Origin of the sequence: Anaerococcus jeddahensis, from assembly GCF_001182725.1 — a bacterium.
GTDB lineage: Bacteria > Bacillota > Clostridia > Tissierellales > Peptoniphilaceae > Anaerococcus > Anaerococcus jeddahensis.
On the sequence record NZ_CWHU01000004.1, the window covers coordinates 84,211 to 105,798 of the forward strand.

Annotated in this window: 13 protein-coding genes; all 13 read right to left on the reverse strand. The window is 32.7% G+C overall.

Annotated elements, in window-relative coordinates:
* Positions 1 to 110: 110 nt before the first annotated feature.
* The 13 genes from xdh to ygeW all read right to left on the reverse strand — a co-directional run bounded on the left by xdh (position 111) and on the right by ygeW (position 21,560).
* A complete protein-coding gene (xdh, locus tag BN2087_RS01595) occupies positions 111 to 2,747 on the reverse strand; it encodes a selenium-dependent xanthine dehydrogenase (protein ID WP_209320237.1) in 2,637 nt (878 codons plus the stop codon).
* A 10-nt stretch (positions 2,748 to 2,757) separates the two neighbouring features.
* Positions 2,758 to 4,131 (reverse strand): dihydropyrimidinase, encoded by a 1,374-nt coding sequence (gene hydA / locus BN2087_RS01600; RefSeq protein ID WP_049690156.1) that lies wholly within the window; start codon positions 4,129 to 4,131, stop codon positions 2,758 to 2,760.
* A gap of 15 nt (positions 4,132 to 4,146) precedes the next feature.
* Positions 4,147 to 4,746 carry a xanthine dehydrogenase subunit XdhC gene (gene xdhC, locus BN2087_RS01605; protein ID WP_049690157.1) on the reverse strand — a complete coding sequence of 200 codons (600 nt, stop codon included), beginning with the start codon at positions 4,744 to 4,746 and terminating at the stop codon, positions 4,147 to 4,149.
* Positions 4,739 to 5,623: a xanthine dehydrogenase subunit XdhB gene (gene xdhB / locus BN2087_RS01610; RefSeq protein ID WP_049690158.1), complete on the reverse strand. Its 885-nt coding sequence runs from the start codon at positions 5,621 to 5,623 to the stop codon at positions 4,739 to 4,741. Before xdhB ends, xdhC begins: the two co-directional genes overlap by 8 nt.
* A 12-nt stretch (positions 5,624 to 5,635) precedes the next feature.
* Entirely contained in the window at positions 5,636 to 7,951 is a 2,316-nt protein-coding gene (gene xdhA / locus BN2087_RS01615) for a xanthine dehydrogenase subunit XdhA (RefSeq protein WP_049690159.1), read from the reverse strand.
* A 337-nt stretch (positions 7,952 to 8,288) separates the two neighbouring features.
* A complete protein-coding gene (locus BN2087_RS01620; protein WP_049690160.1) occupies positions 8,289 to 9,695 on the reverse strand; it encodes a uracil-xanthine permease family protein in 1,407 nt (468 codons plus the stop codon).
* Between the two features lie 131 nt (positions 9,696 to 9,826).
* Positions 9,827 to 11,197: a uracil-xanthine permease family protein gene (locus BN2087_RS01625; protein ID WP_049690161.1), complete on the reverse strand. Its 1,371-nt coding sequence runs from the start codon at positions 11,195 to 11,197 to the stop codon at positions 9,827 to 9,829.
* Between the two features lie 191 nt (positions 11,198 to 11,388).
* The gene (gene ssnA / locus BN2087_RS01630; protein ID WP_049690162.1) at positions 11,389 to 12,711 is read right to left on the reverse strand and encodes a putative aminohydrolase SsnA; all 1,323 of its coding nucleotides are present in this window, start codon (positions 12,709 to 12,711) and stop codon (positions 11,389 to 11,391) included.
* Positions 12,712 to 12,720: 9 nt separating this feature from the next.
* Positions 12,721 to 15,756, reverse strand: coding sequence for a putative selenate reductase subunit YgfK (gene ygfK, locus BN2087_RS01635; protein ID WP_049690163.1), 3,036 nt, complete (start codon positions 15,754 to 15,756; stop codon positions 12,721 to 12,723).
* Positions 15,757 to 15,878: 122 nt separating this feature from the next.
* A complete protein-coding gene (gene hydA / locus BN2087_RS01640; protein WP_049690164.1) occupies positions 15,879 to 17,249 on the reverse strand; it encodes a dihydropyrimidinase in 1,371 nt (456 codons plus the stop codon).
* Positions 17,250 to 17,259: 10 nt separating this feature from the next.
* Positions 17,260 to 18,723: an NCS1 family nucleobase:cation symporter-1 gene (locus tag BN2087_RS01645; RefSeq protein WP_049690165.1), complete on the reverse strand. Its 1,464-nt coding sequence runs from the start codon at positions 18,721 to 18,723 to the stop codon at positions 17,260 to 17,262.
* 277 nt (positions 18,724 to 19,000) lie between these two features.
* A complete protein-coding gene (locus tag BN2087_RS01650; protein ID WP_049690166.1) occupies positions 19,001 to 20,320 on the reverse strand; it encodes a YgeY family selenium metabolism-linked hydrolase in 1,320 nt (439 codons plus the stop codon).
* Positions 20,321 to 20,348: 28 nt separating this feature from the next.
* Positions 20,349 to 21,560 carry a knotted carbamoyltransferase YgeW gene (ygeW, locus tag BN2087_RS01655; RefSeq protein ID WP_049690167.1) on the reverse strand — a complete coding sequence of 404 codons (1,212 nt, stop codon included), beginning with the start codon at positions 21,558 to 21,560 and terminating at the stop codon, positions 20,349 to 20,351.
* Positions 21,561 to 21,588 lie beyond the last annotated feature (28 nt).

Genomic DNA, 21,588 nt, shown 5'->3' on the forward strand with positions numbered 1-21,588 from the left:
GACTACGCTCGAGATGGGTTCTAGCTTTATTTTATTTTAAAATAAAATATTGCTTAAATCTATATTTTGTCGACACTCTGGTACTGTGAAATTCACAATCCTTTATTCTCCTATTTCTTTATAATTTTCTTTTTCTTTTTGCTATAAGCTGTATCTCTTAATGGAAGTTCTAATCTTAAATCGTGATCTTTTGCATAATATGCTCCTTGGACTGCTGGCGCTGTAGGAATTGTTGCAATTTCTCCAATTCCTTTTGCCCCATAGGCAAGGTCTAATAATTCGTCTTTTTCAATTAAAATCGTATGAATATTTGGAGCATCCGGTGCTTTCCACAAGCCCATTGTTCCATATTTTGCTTTTAAAACAGAATTTTGAACTTTCAAATCTTCTGTCAAAGCATAACCGAGACTCATTATGACTCCACCTTCGATTTGCCCTTCAATTGTTGTAGGATTTACAACTTTTCCAGAATCGTGAGCAGCATAAACATCTGTAACTTTTCCATCATCATCCAAAACTACAACGTGAGCTGCAAAACCGTAGGCAATATGTGATTTTGGATTTGGTTTATCTGATCCAAGTGGATCTGTTGGATCATCATATTCATAAAAATATTCTTTTTTATCAAGCTCTTCAAGGCTATGATTTTCTAAATCTTTGGCAAGTTTTTCTGCACATTTTTTAGCAGCCTCACCAGTTATAAGAGTATGTCTTGAACCTGATGTTGTTCCAGAATCTGGACTTGTCAAAGTATTTGGTGGCATAACTTTTATCTTGTGATAAGGAAGACCTGTCGCCTTTCCAACCATTTGTAAAATAATTGTACCAACACCTTGGCCTATACAAGTTGCTCCAGAAAATACTTTTACCATATCACCATCAACAACAATTTTTACCCTACCAATATCTTTTAGTCCAACACCAACTCCGGCGTTTTTCATAGCAACTGCAATTCCTGCATGGTCTTTATTTTTTTCATAAATATCTTTTACGGCATCAAGACATTCAACAAGGGCAGTTGATCTGTCAGCGATTTGTCCGTTTGGAAGAACTTCGCCTGGTTTTATTGCATTTCTATATCTTATTTCCCAAGGAGAAATTCCAACTTTTTCTGCCAAAATATTTATATTTGATTCCATTGCAAAATTTGATTGGCAAACTCCAAATCCTCTAAAAGCTCCTGCTGTAGGATTATTTGTATAATATCCGTAGCCTTTTATATCTGTATTTTGATAATTGTAAGGACCTACTGAATGTGTACAAGCTCTTTCCAAAACTGGTCCACAAAGTGATGCATAAGCTCCTGTATCAAAATAAATTTCACATTCCATTCCTTGGAAAATTCCATTTTCATCACAGCCGATTGTAAATGTTCCTTCCATTGGGTGGCGTTTTGGATGCCATCTTAATGATTCATCTCTTGTAAATTTATGTTTTACTGGTCTTTTGAAAAGGTAAGCTGCAAGAGCTGCTGGTGGCTGAACACTCATGTCTTCTTTTCCACCAAATCCTCCGCCGACAAATGGATTTACTACGACAATTCTTTCTGGAGTATCTTCCCAATCAAACATAATTGACAATTCTCTTCTTGTATCATAAACTGATTGGTCGGATGAATAAACTCTTACTCCATCCTTGTATGGTTCTGCCACGCAACATTCTGGTTCAAGAAAAGCGTGTTCGCCAAGTGGAGTTTTGTAAGTAAATGTTGCTGTATATTTTGAATTCGCCAAAGCTTTTTTTGCATCTCCACGAGAAACATGTCTTTGTTGGCAAAGATTGTCAACGCCTTCGTGAACTTGTGGGGCATCTTCTACCATTGCTTCTTTGATTGAGCTTACTGGTTTTAACTCTTCAAGCTCAACTTTTACAAGTTTTTTTGCCTTTTCCAAAGTTTTTTCATCTTCAGCAACTACAAAACAAAAAGCATCTGCAAGGGAAGCTGTTGTTTGTCCAACATCAATAAATACTGGCCAATCTCTTTGAATGTGTCCTACGTTTTGAACCGGTAAATCTTTTGCTGTAAGAATTCCTACAACTCCATCAAGTTTTTCTGCTTCGCTTGTATCAAGACTTAAAAGTCTTGCTCTTGGGAATTTACTTCTTACACAAGAACCATAGGCCATATTTGGAAGTTCTATATCATCTGCATAAATTCCTGTTCCAAGAATTTTTTCTTTAGCGTCAATTCTGTCGGCTCTTGCTCCAACAAAGGCATCGCTTTCTTCATCTTTTATTTCTTCTTCGTCTCTTAAAATTTTTCCAGCAAGGCTTATTCCATCAACGATTTTTTTGTAGCCTGTACACCTACAAATATTTCCCTTGATAGCTTCTCTAATTTCTTTTTCTGTTGGGTCTGGATTTGTTCTTATTAAACTTGCTCCACTCATTACCATTCCAGGAATACAAAATCCACATTGGACAGCTCCCGCCTTGGTAAAAGCATATGTAAAAGCATCTTTTTCTTTTTGAGATAGACCTTCGTTGGTTATAACTTCTTCTCCATTAAGTTTTGAAAGCCTAACTATACAAGCTTTTTTGTGAATATTTCCAACTATAACTGTACAAGTTCCACAAGCTCCTTGGCTACAACCATCCTTTACTGAAAACAATTTTAAATCGTCTCTTAAAAATCTCAATAAAGATTTATCTTCATACGTCTTATAATTTTTCCCATTTACCTTTACAATAAATGGGTCTTGCCCTTGTATTTCTTTTCCTATTAAAATCGTTTCTTTATTTGTCATTTATATATCCTTATCTTAATTTTCTTTTTATAAACTTACCCATACCCTCTTTGCCATAGTATCCATCTTGATCCAAAATAATTTTTCCTCTTGAAATAACAGTATCAACTTTCACCTTAGTTTCATATCCTTCATAACTTGTGTAATCACATCTTGAATGTCTGTTATTTTCTCTTATTGTGTAGGATTTTTTTGAAAATATTCCTATGTCTGCGTCTTTGTTTTCTTCTAAACTTCCCTTATATTTTGAAAATCCAAAAATTTCTGCTGGATTTTTGCATAAAAGTTCTGTCAATCTTTCTAATGGAACATTTCTTTTTAAGCCTTCAGTCAAAACAACTTCCATTCTCTCTTCAACTCCAGGAATTCCTCCTGGTGCTTTTGTAAAATCATCAGCGTAAGGTTTTTTCTCACTTTCATAGATAAATGGGCAATGGTCAGTTGCTATTACATTTACATCTCCATTTTTTATCCCCTCCCACAAGGCTTCAATATCTAATTTTTTTCTAAGGGGAGGTGCGCAAATATATTTAACAGCTTCCTCGTTTGGATTATCCATATACTTACTTTCATCATAGACTAGGTATTGGGTGCAAGTTTCACAATAAATATTTTTTAGTCCCCTCGCCCTTGCAGCTTTTATTTCATCAAGTCCTTCTTTGGTTGATGTGTGAACTATATAAAGTTTTGGATCACCTGCAACTTTTGAAAGATAGGCAAGTCTATTTATTGTTTCTGCCTCACTTTCATTTGGTCTTGTTAGGGCGTGATATTTTGGGGAAAGATTTCCAGCTTCAATCGCCTCTTTTCTTAATTCTTTTATTAGTCCATCGTTTTCACAATGAACACAAATTATTGTTCCAAGATCTTTTGCCTTTTTTAAAACTCGTAAGATTTCATCATCTTCAAGTTTTCCAGCATAAGTTGAATAGATTTTAATGGATGGGATTCCCCCATCCATTAACTCTTCTATTTCTTCAATCAAATCATCATTTACTTCATACATTGCTCCGTGAAAAGAATAATCTATGACAGCTTTTCCGTCTGCAATATCGTGGTAATGGTCGATTAATTTGTGAAGGCTTGCTCCTTTTTCCAAAGCTCCTATGTGATCACAAATGGTAGTTGTTGCTCCATAACTTGCTGCTATTGTTCCTGTATAAAAATCATCACAAGCAACAAATTTTCCCAAATCCAAAGACATGTGGGTGTGAACGTCTACTCCACCTGCCGTAACTATTTTATCTTTGGCATCAATAATTTTTTCAGCACTTAGGTTTAAATTTTTGCCAATTTTTTGGATTTTTTCATCTTCTATATAAATATCTAAATTTTCTATTTTTTCATCTAGAACTACAGTTCCATTTTTAATCAATATAGACACGCCTTCACCTGCTTTTTACATATAATCTTTTTTATCTTCTTCTTTGATTTGATTTACTACATGTTCTTCTATTTCTTCAAAACCATTTTCAATATTGTTTGCTTTTTGTACTGCTATTAAAATATTTTCGTAACCTGTACATCTACACATGTGATTTGCCAATTCTTTTCTAAGCTCATCAATTGTGTAATATTTTCCTCTTGCTATTATTTCTGTTGCAGAAACTATAAAGCCTGGTGTACAAAAACCACATTGAACTGCTGCTTCATCTACAAAGGCTTGTTGGATAATTGAAAGTGAACCATCAGATGCTGTTAGGCCTTCTGTTGTCCAAATATCTTTTCCTTCTGCCCAAATTGCAAGATAAATACATGAGTTAAAGCTTTCGCCGTCAATTAAAACTGCGCAAGCTCCACATTCTCCAACTTCGCAACCTTTTTTTACACTTGTAAGGGCAAATTCATTTCTCAAAAAATCTGTAAGTGATTCTCTCACATCAACCATTTTTGTAACCCTGATTCCATTAATTCTACATTTTACAATTTTATATTGAGGTTCGTAATGTAGTTTTTCTTCTGGTTTTGGGCCGTATGGTCCATATTCTCTGCTATGCATTTAATCCCTCCTCATGTTTTTTTCTAATTTCTTTTAAACATCTTGTGGTTATTTCGTAAAGTATTTGTGTTCTTAGGGCTTTTGATGCTCTCCATGAATCTCTTGGAGATAATTCATCTAGGGCTTTTTTTGCAAATACATTTATATTATTATCTGTAAGTTCTCTTCCTACTAAAGTTTTTTCTGCTTCAAAAGCTCTAACTGGAATTGCTGCTGCAACTCCATAAGATATTCTTACTTCTTCTACTTTATTATTTCCATCAAATTTTACATTTGCTGATGCTGTTGATGTTGCTATATCCATAGCATTTCTCATTGCATATTTAAAATAGTGTCCGTAATGATTTTCGTAGGATTCTTTTTTAATTTTTATTGCTGTAACAATTTCAGTTTCTCTTATGTCCACTGTTGCATATTTTATATAAAAATCTTTTACAGGAACATCCCTGTAGCCATTTTCGCCTTTTAATTCAATTATAGCATCATAAGCCATAACTGTTGTACAAGAATCTGCTGATGGAGCTGCATTACAAATATTTCCACCAATTGTTGCAATATTTCTAAGTTGAGGACCACCTGCAGTGTCAACTGCTTCTCCCAAAGTATTTATATATTTTTGAATTATTGGATCATTTGTAATGTGAGTAAAGCTTGTCAATGAACCAATTCTAATTGTTCCATCTTCTTCCATGCTAACTCCCCTAAGCTCATCTATAAGATAAAGTGAAATAAGCTCAAGGCCTGCCATTTTTCCTTCTCTAATTTTTACCAAAACATCAGAACCACCAGCTATATATCTTGCTTCAGGATGTTCTTTTTTTAATTGTATTGCCTCATCAATTGTATAGGCTTCATAAATTCTTTTTACATCATACATAATTTTTCTCCTTTAAGCATCATATTCCATATCTTGTTCGTAGTCATTTTCAATTAGTCCAGCTTCTTTGAAAAGTGGGAACAAAACGTGTGGTGTCATTGGACATTTATTAACTTGTACTCCTGTTGCATTTAAAATTGCATTTCTTATTGCTGGAGCTGGAGAACAAGTTGGTGGTTCACCAAGTGATTTTGTATTAAATGGTGAAACTGGTGATGGATTTTCTATAAAGTAAACTTCAAAGTGTGGATGATCCATTGTTGTTGATAATTTATAATCAAGAAGATTATTATTTAAAATTTGTCCCTTATCATTATATTTTAATTCTTCTGATAAAGCATATCCAACTGCCATACTCATTCCGCCGTGAGCTTGAGCTTCAGCAAGTCTAGGATTTATAAGTCTACCACAATCGTGAACATTTATAAGTCTTAGAAGTTTAACTTTTCCAAGTGAAATATCAACTTCAACTTCTGCGAATGAACAACCAAATGAGAAAGCATTATTTCTTATTGTATAAGTTTCTTCAGCAGAAATATGTTCACTATCACGAGTATCATACAAGGCTTCTGTTGCAAGCTCGCCCAAAGTCATTAGTGGTTTATTATCAACTTTTCTAATTATCATACTATCAACAAGGTCAAGATTGTTAGGAGTATATTCCAAAATTTTTCTTGCCCTATCTAATATTTTTTCTTTAAATACTCTAGCAGTATTTGTAATAGAAAAACTTGAAACAAAAGTTTGTCTTGAAGCATAAGCTCCCAAACCAAATGGAGTTACATCTGTATCTTGAGTTGAAACTATATGAACATCTTCCATTTTTACACCAATAGCATCTGCTGCCATTTGTGAAAATGCTGTATCTCCACCTTGACCGATTTCAGTTTCTCCAAGTTGCATTTGAACTGAACCGTCTTGGTTTAAAACCATTCTACAAGAAGAAGATTCTAGAGAAATTGGATAAACTGCTGTGTTATACCAAAATGTTGCAAGTCCTATTCCTCTTCTTATATTTCCAGTTTGATTTTTATATTCTTCTTTCTTTTTATCATAGTCAATTGCTTTTCTACCAACTGCCATTGCTTCTCTAAATGAATCATAATAATTTTCATTTCTTGAAAAACCATCAACAAATCCTTTTGGCATTATATTTTGAATTCTTAATTCCAAAGGATCCATATTCATAGCTTTTGCAACATCGTCAAGATGAGATTCAAAAGCAAACATAGTTTGTGGAATTCCATATCCCCTCATAGCTCCTGCTGTTGGAAGATTTGTATAAACTGTATAACCATCAGCTTGAGTATTATCGCAAGGATATAATTGATGGAAACAATTTGTTCCCTTTGCAGCTATTGAATGGCCGTGAGATGCATAAGCACCGTTGTTAGAAAATAATTCCAATTTTCTTGCAGCAAAAGTTCCATCAGCTCTTACATAAGAAATGATATGAAGTTTTTGTGCGTGTCTTGTTCTTGTTGAAACAAAAGTTTCTTCTCTTGATGTATCAAGTTTTACAGGATGACCGCCAACTTGAGTTGTAAGATAAGCTGCTAATGGTTCATACAAAGCATCTTGCTTGTTACCAAAACCTCCACCAATATATGGTTTTACAACTCTAATTTTTCCCCAGCCAATTCCCAAAGCTTGACCGCAAACACGTCTTACAATGTGAGGAATTTGAGTTGAAGCAATCACAACAATTTTTCCTTGCTCTTCATAAGCACAAGCAATTCCATTTTCAATATGAGAATGTTGAACGATTGGAGTTTCGTACCAGCCTTCAACTTTTGTAAGGCCTTCTTCTTTTATAGCCTCTTCATAATTTCCCCTATGATTTTTAGTATGACCTAAAACATTATCAGGAAATTTATCGTGAATTGGTCTTAATCCATTATTCATAGATTCAATAGGATCCAAAACAACTTCATATTCTTCATATTCAACTTCAATTAATTTCAAAGCTTGACTTGCAGAAACTTCATTTTCTGCAATAACAACAGCCACATCGTCGCCATAATATCTAACATGTTCATTTAATAATCTTCTATCAGCAACATCTTGATGGCCTTTGTCAGTTGACCAAGGGTGACCTGCAGTTGGGAAAGTATGTTTTGGCACATCAAAACAAGTAATAATTTTTACAACTCCCTCAACCTCTTCAGCCTTTTTAGTATCAATTAAGATAACCTTTCCATGACCGATTGTTGAATGCAAAACTTTAGCAACATAAGCACCGTTAATGATTAAATCTTCTGTATATTTTGCACGTCCTGTTACCTTATCATATGCGTCAACTCTTTTAACACTTTTTCCTACGTACATTTTAACCTCCTAAAATGTTTTAAAGCATTTTCCTTTTATGTACATCAATTACATTTAGCTTTGTAATTGTATATTGTATATAATATATTACCACAAGTGACTAATCGTTTTCAAGGTTTTGAGAGATTTTTTTTAAAAATTTTTTTCCAAATTTCCCCCATATTTTTTTCATTTTTTTAAAAATTTTAATTTATTATTCATTTGGCAAAAAAATAAAGCTTAAAATCTTTATTTTCCTAAAAAATAGTGAATTTTATTTGAAATTTATTTAAAATAATTCTTTTTAAATAATCCAAATAAAAATATATTTTATATAAAGATTTTAAGCTTTTTATTTTTACTCTTCTTCTAATTCTTTAATCTCAAGATTTTCAAGCGAATCGTCTTTCGCCTTGTCTTCTTCTTTTTCTGGAATAATTAAATTCATTAATACTGCAGAAATTGTTGCAAGTACAACTGGTGATGATCCAATTGCTACTGCTAATTCTTCTGGCATAAAGAAAACGCCAGCATTTTGTGCGCTTGCTGCAACTGTAGTAAATCCAATACCTAAAGCTACAGAAACTCCAACTATTGAAGTATTTCTTCCACTTAGAGGTTGGCTTGTTATCATTCTAACTCCGTTCATTGTTATAGCTGCAAAAACTGAAAGTGTTGCTCCTCCCAAAACTGGATAAGGAATTGTTGTAAGTATTGAAGATAATTTTGGAACAAGTCCTGATATTAAAATTATCAAAGAGGCTATGGTAAATACTTTTTTATTTACTACCTTGTTTATTGAAACAATTCCAGCATTTTGTGAGAATGTTGCTGTTGGAAGACATCCAAAAATCGCTCCAAGTAAGTTTGCAACACCGTATCCTATAATTCCACCTCTTAATTCTTTTGGTGTAGGAATTCTATCCATACCACCTACTGTTGTTGAAGTCATATCCCCTATTCCTTCAATTGCTGTTACTATAAAAATGATTGTGATTGAAACTATTGCTGATGGTTCAAAAGCAATTCCAAAGTGAAGTGGTTCTACAACTGAAATCCAACCTGCTTCTTTTACCGGAGAAAAATCTACCATTCCAAAAAACATTGATATTATGTATCCAATAATCATAGCAAATAATACATTTGCTAGTTTAAACATTCCTTTTCCAAAATGTGTAAATCCTAGTCCTAATATTAAAGTTATTCCTCCAACTAACCAATTTTGCCAAGCTCCCCAGCCAGCAACTTCTACACTTCCTGCTCCTCCCATATAATTCATAGCTACAGGATAAAGTGATAGACCTATTACTAAAACTACTGTTCCTGAAACAAGTGGTGGAAATAGTGGCATTATGTATTTTAATCCGATTCCAAAAAGTATTGAACAAATTCCACCAACGATTTGTGCTCCCAATACTATGGCAACAACTTCAACGGGGCCTCGTGCTCCAAATTGATTTGCTAGAGCAATCATAGTTGGTACATAAGCAAATGAAACTCCAAATATCATTGGAAGTCTTGATCCTACAATTTTAATTGGATAAATCATCAACAATGATGTAAGTGCTGAGCCTATAAGGGCAATTTGTATTAAAATAATTGTATCTTTTGGTGAAAGTCCACTTGCTCCAGCAAGCATTAATGGTGGAGTAATACAACCTGCAATCATTGCAACAACGTGTTGAAAGGCAAGTGGCAACGCCTCTTTTGTAGTTACCTCTCCGTCGAAACTAAAAAGTCCGCTAAATTTTTTTTCTTTTTCCATAAAAATTTTCCTTTTCTTTTTTTATAAAATTATAAGGCTTACTTTGTGTAAGCATATTTTTTTATTTTAATTTAAAAAATAATTTTTAGCCTTATTTAAAATAATTTTATTAAATAAGGCTAAATTTTAAATTATTTTTCGTCCATTTCTTTTCTTTCTTTTTCTTCTTGTTCTAAAGTTTTCTTTGGCATTATTATATTTAATAAAAATACTACTATAGTTGCCATAACTACAGGAGATGATGTAAATACCATTCTAAACCATTCTGGAAATTGTGCTAAAGCATGATCGCCTAATTGAACAATTCCCATACCAAGGGCTATTCCTAGTCCTACTATTGTTACGTTTCTTGAACTCATTTCATCTGACATTATCAGCTTCATTCCACTCATTGTAATTTGTGCAAAAACTGTAATAGTTGCTCCACCTATTACTGCCTGTGGAACTGATAGCATCAAAGCTCCAAATTTGGGAATAAATCCTGCAACAAGAATAAGGCTTGCTGTTATTGCAAAAACTTTTCTTGCAACAACTTTTGTAAGTGAAACTATTCCAACGTTTTGACTGTATGTTGCTGTTGGCATACCACCAATCAAAGCTCCTATTACAGAAGCAATACCATTTGCTTTTATTCCACCTTCAAGCTCATCTCCTGTTGGAACTCTATTAAGACCTCCAGCTGTTGTTGAAGATAAGTCTCCTACGGCTTGAATTGAATTTACAACAAACATTACTGACATTGTAACTACTGCATCGATTGGAAATTCTAATTTAAATGGCATTATTCTTGGTAAGGTTAGCCAAGCAGCTTCTTTTACTCCATCAAAATGAACTATTCCAAAAAATATTGATGCTACATATCCTACACCAATTCCTATTAAAATAGCTGCAAGTTTTATAATTCCTTTTCCAAACATATTACAGCAAAGTGTTACTGCTAAAGTTAAAAATGCTACACCCCAATAAACCAATTCTCCTTGATTTGGATTTCCATTTCCTCCTGCCATATAATTTAAGGCAACAGAATAAAGGGAAAGTCCTATTGTTAAAACTACAGTTCCTGAAACCATTGGTGGAAAATATTTATAAATTCTTTTTATATTCATACCTACTATAAAGGCAACAATACCACCGACTAATTGAGCTCCATAGACTGCTCCAATTCCATATTTTATTCCTATTGATGTCAAAACTGGAATATATGCAAAACTTATTCCCATAATTACCGGAAGTTTTGCACCAACTTTAAAAACTGGATATAATTGCAAAAATGTTGCTATAGCTGCTACAAACATGCCCGCTTGAATTAAATAAACTGCATCTTGGGCTGATATTGCAAATTCCGTATTAGCTAATTGTCCTGTAAGAACGATTGCCGGAAGAGTATTTCCTACAATCATTGCCAACAAGTGTTGGAGGGCAATCGGCAAACTCCTTTTCAAACTGGGATTTGCATCCATATCAAACAAGGAAGTGTTTGCATTTTTTTCTTCGTTTTTCATTTCATCTCCTTTTGTTTTTTTGACATTTGCTAAGTGTCATTTAATAAATTTTTAAGCTTATCATTATAATACACTTTGTTATAAATTAAACAAATAATATCATAAAAATTTTTTGATTTTTTAAAATAATTTTATATTTTAAATATATTTTTTATTAAGCTAGTTTAAAAAATAAACTAGCTTAATAAATTTTAAAGATTTTTCCAAATTTTTGCAGCTCTTTGTCTTGAATCTGCGTGAATTTTTGCTTGATCAACTGTTGTTATTACTTTATCTTTCATAACAAATTTTCCATTTATTATTGTATCGTTTACAAGTCTTCCTGTTAAACCGAAAAGACTGTGTCCGCCCCAATTGTCTTTGTTGATTGGAGTGTATGGATCATAATTTATTGTGATTAAATCTGCATAGGCTCCCTTTTTAATTCTTCCTACTTCATTGTTTAGGAAGTGGGAAACTATATCAGGGTTATTTTTAAATTGCATTTCCAAGGTTTCTCCAAATCCTTTTGTTGGATCTTGTGTGTTATGAGCTTGGATTATGTTTGCAACTTTCATTGATTCAAACATGTCATTTGTATAAGCATCTGTTCCAAGCCCTACTTTTAATCCTTTTTCAAAAAATCTATTTACTGGAGGAACTCCTACAGCGTTGTTCATATTTGATTCCGGGTTAAAGATTACTGGAGTATTATTTTTCTTTAATATATCCATCTCTCTTCCGTTTATATGAACACAGTGAATAGCAAGTGTATTTTCATTTATTATGCCGAAATCATTTAGTCTTTCTACAATTCTTTTGCCATATTTTCTTTGGCAATCCCATTGGTCTTCGATTCCTTCTGCAATGTGAACGTGGAAGCCATTATAAATTCCATACAATGCATCAAGAGCTTTTTCTAATGATTCATCTGAAAGGGTAAAAGATGCGTGAAGGCCAAATAATCCTCTTAGCATATCGTCATTTTCTTTAAGAGAATGTTTAATCCACTCTACGTTTTCTTTTATTTCCCTATCTCTAATTTCAGCTCCATCACGATCTGAAAGTTCATAGCAAAGATTTGTTCTAATTCCTACTTCTTTTGCTGCATCTGCAAGGGTAAAGAGTGAATTTTCTACAGAATTTGGTCCTGAATGGTGGTCAATTACTGTTGTAACTCCGTTTGCTATTGATTCCATGTAAGTTGTTAGGGCATTTAATCTTACATCTTCTGTTGTAAGTTCCCTATCAAGAGCCCACCATAAATTTTCTAAAACATTAAAGAAATTATCTGTTGGTTTTGAAGCTGCCATTCCTCTTGCGTAAGCTGAATAAATGTGTGAGTGAGCACAGATCATTCCTGGCATAAGAAGTTTTCCTTTTAAATCAATTACTTCTTCATCAGGATATTTATTTAAAATATCCTGATTTTCTCCAACATCTTCTATTAGTTTGTCCTTGATAAAAACTGCGCCGTTTTCATAAAAATTATTGTTTTCATCGTTTGTAATTATTAGGCAATTTGATAATATCATCTTATCTCCTTATGAGTTTAAAATTTCTGTTGGCTTAATATAATAAGCATAGTTTTCTTCGATTGCTTTTATTAGTTTTGTCATATTTTCTGACAAATCATCCAAGTTTTCTACTTCTATTACTTTGCCATTTTCAAGTCTAACTAGATATTTATTACCTTCTTTTAAGAAGCCTGTGTTTGTTGAATCATCAAAGTCTTCTTTTGTCCAAAATACTGTAAGTTTATCTTTATAAGGACGTCCTGCGTGTGGACAATAGAATCCACAGTTTCCACATTCGTTACACATTCCATCTAAGTGAATTATTTGGTGAAGATTTTCAAATCCTTCAACTTTTATAGCTACATTTGCTCTGTTTGGACAAACTTCTGTACACATTTCACAGATTTGATCACACTTTAAGCATCTATAGCCTTCGTTTTCGTTGTCGATTTTTTCTTGAAGTCTTCCTCTTTTTTCGTAGATAATTTTATTATCTTCAAGTTCTTCAAATTTTTCAAAATCATTTTCTAGATTTTCTTTTGATAAAATATCAAGGCAAACCGCTTTAGCTTCGCCCATTGCTTTTACAATAGTACTTGCTCCGGCTCTACAATCTCCAATTACATAGACATTATCAATATTTGTTTCATAATTTTCTGTAGTTTTTACATTGCCCCAGTCATCTAGGTTAATATTATTTTCTTTGAAGGCACTTGTATCAACTCTTGCTCCTGTTGCTCCGATTACTGTATCAAATTCAAGGTCAAGTTTTTCTCCTGTTGAATTAATTGATCTTCTTCCAGATTCATCAAATTCGCCAAGTTCCATTTTTTCACATTTTAAAACTTTTCCATCATATGCGTATGGGGCAACTAGTTCATAAATCTTGTGGCCTTCTTCTTTTACATCATTTACTTCTTCTTGAGTTGCAGGCATGTAAGCTTCTGTTCTTCTGTAAACCAAAGCCACACTTTCAACTCCGTCAAGTCTAGCTGCAGTTCTTGTACAATCCATAGCTACATCTCCTGCACCTACAACTGCAACTTTTTTGCCAACATCTGCCTTGCCATTCATTCTTACATCCCATAAGAAATCAAGTGCATCAAGAATATTTTCACTTCCTTCTTTTACTGGAGATCTTCCCTTCTCCCAAGCACCTGTGGCAGCAATTATATAATCATAATCTTTTTTCAATTCTTCGTAAGATTCTTTTACTTCAGAATCAAAAACAAATTTTACGCCTTGTTTTACAGCAATTTGGTAATCTCTTTCAATTTGTTCGTCAGAAATTCTAAATTTAGGAATAACGTGGCTTACAATTCCGTAAGGTTTTGATAATTTTTCTCTTACAGTTACATCCACACCATTTCTTCTTAAATATGATGCTGCAGCAATTCCACCAGGACCTGCTCCTATAATAAGAACTTTTTTATCTGATTTTAAATCTACTTCTTTTATATTTTCTAAATATTTATCTTGAGCCTTATTAGCTGCAATTAGTTTCATTTCTCTAATTTGAAGGCTCTTTTCGTAGTCAACTCTTGTACAATGATCTTGACAATAGTGAGCACAAAGCTCTCCCAAAATTGTTGGAGCAGTATTATCCATAGCAATAACTTCAATTGCCTTATCATATTCTCCATCTGCAACTAATTTTAAATATTCAGGAATTTGTTGTTCGATTGGACATCCTCCATCCTTACAAGGAGCCTTGTAGCAATCTGTAAGTGGAAGAGGTGAATTTGTTTTTCTTGATCCAACTTTTTCTCTATATAATTTATTATTAACCCATTCACTTATGGTCTTATCTCTAAGTTTTATAGTTTTTTCAACATCAACATCGTGAAGTTCATTGCTTAATAAATCTTCAGTTTCTTTTGCCAATTGGTTAAATCTTAGATATCCACCTGGCTTAAGAATTGTTGTTGCAACTGTAATTGGTTGACCCAAAGCTTTGAAAATTTCTTTAATATTTCTAGCATCAGCTCCACCAGAATATGAAATCGGAAGTTTTCCATCAAATTTTTCTGAAAGCATAGCTGCCATAGAAACTGTTAGTGGAAGAAGAGATCTTCCTGACATATACATTTCTTCAGCTGGAAGTTCATTTCTTTTTACATCAACTGGGAAAGTATTTGTAAGTTTTACTCCAAAAGCAAGGTCATTTTTCTTTGCAAGATCTAATAATCTTTCAATCATAACAACCGCATCTTCATATTGAAGGTCGTTTTTAAAGTGGTGGTCTGTAAAAGAAATATAATCAAAGCCCATATCATCTAGGGTTTTTCTTGCATAATCATAACCTAACATGGTTGGGTTACATTTTATAAATGTAGACATTTTTTTATCGTCTATTAAATAAGATGCAATTTTTTCAATTTCTTCTGCAGGACAACCGTGGAGGGTTGAAAGGGTTATTGAATCACAAACATTTGTGCTGATATTATCTATGTCTTCTTTATTGAAGTTTGAAAATTTATCAATGTTTTCTTCAAGATAAGACTTACATTCTTTAAATACATCAGTATCTTTAGCATTTCTTAAATTTTCAATGTATGTATCAACTTTTTCAGATTTTATTCCTTCAAGGTCATAACCTACTGACATATTGTAGGCAAAATCTTTTTTATCAGAAAGATTTAACTCTTTTGCCAAGGCAATTATTGCAAAATATGCTTTTACATATTCGTTATAAGCTTCTTTTACTGTAAGCTCTGTTGACCACTCACAGTTATAACACTCATCTTCTGAGTTTATACATGGTTTTGCAACAGCCTTTTGTATATCTTCTCCATCAAGTTTTTGAACTGTTTTTAGCTCAATAAATCTTGCTCCTGTTAGGTATGAAGCTAGGATATTTTGGGCTAGTTGAGATTGAGGACCTGCTGCAGGACCAACTGCTGATGAAATTTCATCACCAAAAACTGTTTTTAGCATTTTTCCCGATTCATTTTTGTAGAATTTTTCCTTTTTAATTCCAAAAATAGAACCTTCATTTTTATATTCTTCCAAAGCCCAATCAATTAGGTCTTTAAAAGGTATAGGTCTCATAAATTCACTCATTTTTTTACTCCTTAATTATAATATGATAATTTAATAGGTTTAAATCTTAAAATCGCTCTATTGTTTAATACAGACTTAATTAAAAACTCATATATTAATATTATCAAAATTTTTATTGAAAATTATTTAGCTAATTTTCTTTTTATAAATTTTCCATATCCAGGAACTCCTAAATATTCCCCTTCTGATAATACAAACTTTCCTCTGCACAATACTGTCTTAACTTTATAATCGGACTCAAACCCCTCATATGAAGTATAGTCTACATTTGAATGTCTATTTTCTTGTTTAATAACATATTTTTCTTTTTCTAATATTATTATATCAGCATCACTATTTGGGTTAATATTTCCCTTTTTAGGATATAATCCAAATATTTTAGCTGGATTAGATATTAATACCTCTATCAATCTATCAAGACTTATTCCTCTTTTTAACCCCTCTGATAGTATCAGCTCTAATCTTTCTTCAACACCTGGTGCTCCACCTGGGCAATCATAAAAATTATCTTTATAAGGTAACTTCTCTGTTTCATAAAAAAATGGACAATGATCTGTAGCTACAACATTAACTTCACCATCAATTATCCCTTGCCATAAAGCATTTTGATCAGATTTTTTTCTTAAAGGAGGTGACATAATATATTTTATTCCTTCAGAATTACCGCCATCAATATATTTTTGCTCATCTAATAACAAGTATTGAGTACATGTCTCACAATATAAATTTTTAACTCCTCTTTTTCTAGCCTTTTTTATTTCATTTAAACCTAATTCCGTTGAGGTGTGAACTATATATAATTTAGGATATCCTGCTATTTCAGATAAATAAATTAGTCTATTGATTGCTTCCGCTTCTGTTTCAGCCGGTCTAGTTTTTGCGTGATAAATAGGATCTAACTCATTCTTTGACTTTGCCTCTTCTCTTAATTCTGCAATTGCTCCATCATTTTCACAATGAACACATACTACTGTCCCAGTTTCTTTAGCTTTTTTCAATATTTTTAAAATTTTATCATCATCAAGTTTTCCACCATAAGTTGTGTATATTTTTGTTGAAACTATACCTTCATTTTTATGATATGATTCCATTAATTCCAATGTTTTATCTCTTGAATCTTGGATTGCTCCATGAAAAGAGTAATCAATTATAGCTAAATCTTTTGCCATTTTATGATATTTTTTTATCATTTCATCAAAATAGCTTTCTTTAGATCCAAAAGCTATATGATCTACTATTGTTGTAGTTCCTCCACAAGCAGCAGCTCTTGTACCTGTGTGAAAATCATCAACAGCAACAAATTTACCTAAATCTAGAGACATATGGGTGTGAACATCTACGCCTCCTGGTAAAGTTAGTCTTTCTTTCGCATCATATATTTCACACTCGTCATCATTAAGATTGCACCCTATAGATTCTATCTTCTCTCCATTTATTTTAATATCTACTATATTTTCACCGTATAAATTAGCATTTTTAATAATTAAAGACATATTCCATCTCCTATTTTTTCTTAACAATTTTAAGATATAAATAGTACAAAGCACCTGTAGCTATTACACCAAATACATAAGCATTATTGAATATCCATGTTATTGATTCAATATATTTACCAGCAAATATTAATGCTGTCATTACAATGAATAATACTATTACAGGGATGTTCCACCCATTGCTATAAAAATACTTACCTTCATTCGTCTTATAAACATCAACCATATCTATTTCAGTCTTATATTCAAATAGATATGATACCAAATATATACCTGATATAGGACCAATAAGTGCACCTAATAACTGAGTTACATTGAAAATAAGATTATAAGCACTTGACAAACTATCCCAAGGCCTTGCTAATAAAGCCAATAAAGCAACTAATATAGTAACAACTTTATATGGTATTTTATTTTTAGTTAAAGTCGCTGCGATATTCACTGGTGGAATTAAATTTCCAGCAACATTAGTAGTTAAAACAGCCAAAATTATAAAAATAGAGAATATAATTCTTATAAATATACTATGAAAATTTCCTACTAATACTGCAGGTTCCCAAATTTCTTTACCAAAAGCTAGTAATCCACCAGCTGTTCCACACATTCCTACAAAAGAAATATAAAATGTCATTAAAGGAGCTGAAATAATTTGCCCAACACTTTGTGCTTTTTGGTTTACACAATGCCTTGTAAAGTCTGGCATTGATAATGCAATTCCTCCGTCAAAAGCTATCATAGCTGAAAGAGCTGGCCAAAAAAGTTCCCAAAAGCTAATACCTTGTTTTGCTTGAAGTATTTTTGCTCCAAATAATGTTTTAAAACTCCAGTCAGCGGTATAAAGTCCCCAAATAATAACTATTAGGCTTAGAACAATTAATATAGGTGCTGACACGCCTTCTAGTATTTTAACTGCCTTGCTACCTGAAGCAGCAATATATACGTTCATAATCCAAAAAATTATAAATGAAATAAAGTGAGCTTTAAATCCCATTTCTAACCAACTTGGAAAAATAGCGCCAATTATCGTATATATAGCTTGACCTCCGATCCATGCTTGAACACCAAACCAAAATACACCAAGAATAGCCCTAATAAATGATGGAAAAATTGCACCTTTTTTACCAAATACAATTTTGCTCAGCATCGGATATGTCATACCATATTTTGTACCAAAATGACCCAAAGCTATAGCTACTCCCATAACTATGGTATGTCCTAATACAACAGTTAGTAAAGCCTGTCCCCAAGACATTCCTGACACCAACAAGCCACTTGCTACTTGATACACGGCTATAGAAACAATCATTCCAATCCATAAATTCGATATATCCTTAGTGTGCCAATTTCTGTCTGTAGACTTTATAGGTGAGCTTATTTCATTATAATCATTTTCATGATTATTTATCTCTTTTATCCCTAATTCGGTTAAATCATATATGTCGCCATTTAAAACTTGATTTTTTTGTTTTTCCAAAACTTACCTCCTTTTCAAATTTCAGATTTGAATAAGATAACAACTTTCTAATTCAATATTAAACGTTTTCTTAATAAATACTTTGCAAATTCGAAGCAATTCAAAATACTACAGTTCCTTTTATAAATATTATATTGTTAATTTTATGTATATTTATTATTTAGCAAAAGATTTTTAAAAGTTAATCGCTTTTCATAAACTTGAAAGTTTTATCTTATTATTAACCGATATAAATTTATATCAAGAAAGGACTAGCCTTTCTTGATACTATTTAAATTTATTTTATATATTCAAGTGGAAGAACTGAATATGTTGCTGCACAGGTTACTAAATCTTGTTTAAATGTAATTTCGTTTGGTGCGTGAGCTTGATCTTCTGCTCCTGGTCCAAATCCTATTACTGGAATATTGTGTCTTCCCATTATAGCAACACCGTTTGTTGAGAATGTCCATTTATCTGTTAATGGTAAATTCTTTCTCTTTTCAATTTCTTTTTCTACATTTGGTGCAATTCTCTTATCACCGTAAAGACCCTTGTATGCTCTTTCTAATGCTGTTGTTACTTCGTGATCTTCTGGAATTACCCATGTTGGGAAGTAGCATTCTTGTTTTTTGCTAAGGCCTGTCCATGATGGTCTTTCGTAATCATACATCGTAACTTTTGCACCGAATTTTTTAGCTGATGGAAGATCTTCAATTTCTTTTATACAAGATTCCCAAGTTTCTCCAGCTGTCATTCTTCTATCAAGTGAGATTGCACATGAATCTGCAACTGCACATCTTGATGGTGATGTAAAGAAGATTTGACTTGTTGTAACTGTTCCACGTCCTAAGAAGTTTGCTTCTTTGTATTCAGGATTGTATTTTTCGTCAAGCATTTTTACAAGACCCTTGATTTCTACTGAATCATCTGCTGGGTTTTCGTTTAGTTGTTCGATTTCATTAAGGATTTTTGCCATTTTATAAATTGCGTTATCTCCTCTTTCTGGAGCTGAACCGTGGCATGAAACTCCTTCAACTTCTACACGAATTTCCATTCTTCCTCTTTGTCCTCTATAGATTCCACCGTCTGTTGGTTCTGTTGAAACTACAAAGTCAGGTCTTATTCCTTCATCTTCAATCATATATAACCAGCAGTTTCCGTCACAGTCTTCTTCTTGAACTGTTCCTGTAACTAAAACTCTAAATTTATCATTTAAAAATCCTAAGTCTTTCATGATTTTTGCACCATAAACTGCTGATACAATTCCACCTAATTGGTCAGAACCACCACGTCCACCTATAAGATTTTCGTCTTCAAATCCTTCGTATGGATCAAAATCCCAGTTGTCTCTATTTCCAATTCCTACTGTATCAATATGGCCATCAAAAGCAATTTGTGTTTTGCCTGTACCCATCTCACCAAGTACGTTTCCTTGACCATCAATCCAAGCTTTATTAAAGCCTAGTTTTTCCATTTCTTCTTTAATTCTTTTTGATTTTGCACCTTCTTCACAAGATTCACCATGTTTTAAGATTAAATCTCTCAAGAAAGCATTCATATCTTCTGAATATTTTTGTGCAGTTTCTTTTACCAAATCATAATTAATTTCTGTCATTTATATCTCCTTTTAAATTTTAAAATTCTTATTTATTTTCTTCTTTGTCAATAACTCTTTCTTTATTAGCTTTTAATAATTTTTCGATTGTAGCTTTTGGATCTTTAACTTTTTGTAAGAAGATCATTGCAGCAATTATATATGGTTTGTAGCTTGCTTCTTTGTAAAGTGGATCTCTGTATCTATCAAATACTGATTCATCAACTTCTCCGTCTTCACATGAAAGTCCTGTGATATCTGCTGGTAGGCAGTGCATGTATAGAGCTTTTCCATCTTTTGTAAGTTTCATCATTTCTTCTGTACAAGCCCAGTCCATGTGGCTCTTATTTTGTTCTAGAAGTTTTTGTTCAAGTTCATCAATTCCTTCTTGATCTCCCTTAGCATATAGGTCTGTTCTTTCTTCCATAGCTGCAAATGGAGCCCATGATTTTGGATAAACTATATCAGCATCTTTGAATGCTTCTTCCATTGAATTTGTTTTTGTAAAGCTTCCGCCGTATTTTTTAGCATTTTCTTCTGCAATTTCTTCAACTTCTGGCATTATTTCATATCCTTCTGGGTGAGCTAAAACTACATCCATTCCAAATCTTGTAAATAAGCTTGAAATTCCTTGAGGAACTGAAAGTGGTTTACCATATGATGGTGAATAAGCCCAAGTCATAGCAACTTTTTTGCCCTTTAAGTTTTCTACTCCACCAAATTCGTGAATTACGTGAAGTAAGTCAGCCATAGCTTGAGTTGGATGGTCAATATCACATTGAAGGTTTACAAGGTGTGGTCTTTGTTCAAGAATTCCATGGTCATATCCTTCTTGTACATATTCTGAGAAGTCTTTCATGTATTTGTAGCCTTTTCCAATATACATGTCATCTCTTATTCCAATTGTATCAGCCATAAATGAAATCATGTTAGCTGTTTCTTTTACTGTTTCACCGTGAGCTTGTTGTGATTTTGCTTCGTCTAAGTCTTGAACTTCAAGTCCTAGCATGTTTGCAGCTGATGCAAATGAAAATCTTGTTCTTGTTGAGTTATCTCTAAACAATGAAATAGCAAGTCCTGAATCAAAGATTTTTGGAGAGATATTTTTTTCTCTCATTGCTCTTAATGTATCTGCAACTGTAAAGATTGCTTCAAGTTCGTCTTGTGATTTATCCCATGTATGGAAAAAGTCATCTTGGTAAAGTTTTTCAAAATCTAAGCCTTCTAATTTTTCTAATAATTTGTTGATATCTTGTGTCATTTATTTCTCCTTTTTTCTTTATTATCTT

Coding starts and splice junctions, on each gene's coding strand:
- xdh (WP_209320237.1), bottom strand. CDS start 2,747: ATGACAAATAAAGAAACGATTTTAATAGGAAAAGAAATACAAGGGCAA.
- xdhC (WP_049690157.1), bottom strand. CDS start 4,746: ATGCATAGCAGAGAATATGGACCATACGGCCCAAAACCAGAAGAAAAA.
- xdhB (WP_049690158.1), bottom strand. CDS start 5,623: ATGTATGATGTAAAAAGAATTTATGAAGCCTATACAATTGATGAGGCA.
- xdhA (WP_049690159.1), bottom strand. CDS start 7,951: ATGTACGTAGGAAAAAGTGTTAAAAGAGTTGACGCATATGATAAGGTA.
- BN2087_RS01620 (WP_049690160.1), bottom strand. CDS start 9,695: ATGGAAAAAGAAAAAAAATTTAGCGGACTTTTTAGTTTCGACGGAGAG.
- BN2087_RS01625 (WP_049690161.1), bottom strand. CDS start 11,197: ATGAAAAACGAAGAAAAAAATGCAAACACTTCCTTGTTTGATATGGAT.
- ssnA (WP_049690162.1), bottom strand. CDS start 12,711: ATGATATTATCAAATTGCCTAATAATTACAAACGATGAAAACAATAAT.
- ygfK (WP_049690163.1), bottom strand. CDS start 15,756: ATGAGTGAATTTATGAGACCTATACCTTTTAAAGACCTAATTGATTGG.
- hydA (WP_049690164.1), bottom strand. CDS start 17,249: ATGTCTTTAATTATTAAAAATGCTAATTTATACGGTGAAAATATAGTA.
- BN2087_RS01650 (WP_049690166.1), bottom strand. CDS start 20,320: ATGACAGAAATTAATTATGATTTGGTAAAAGAAACTGCACAAAAATAT.
- ygeW (WP_049690167.1), bottom strand. CDS start 21,560: ATGACACAAGATATCAACAAATTATTAGAAAAATTAGAAGGCTTAGAT.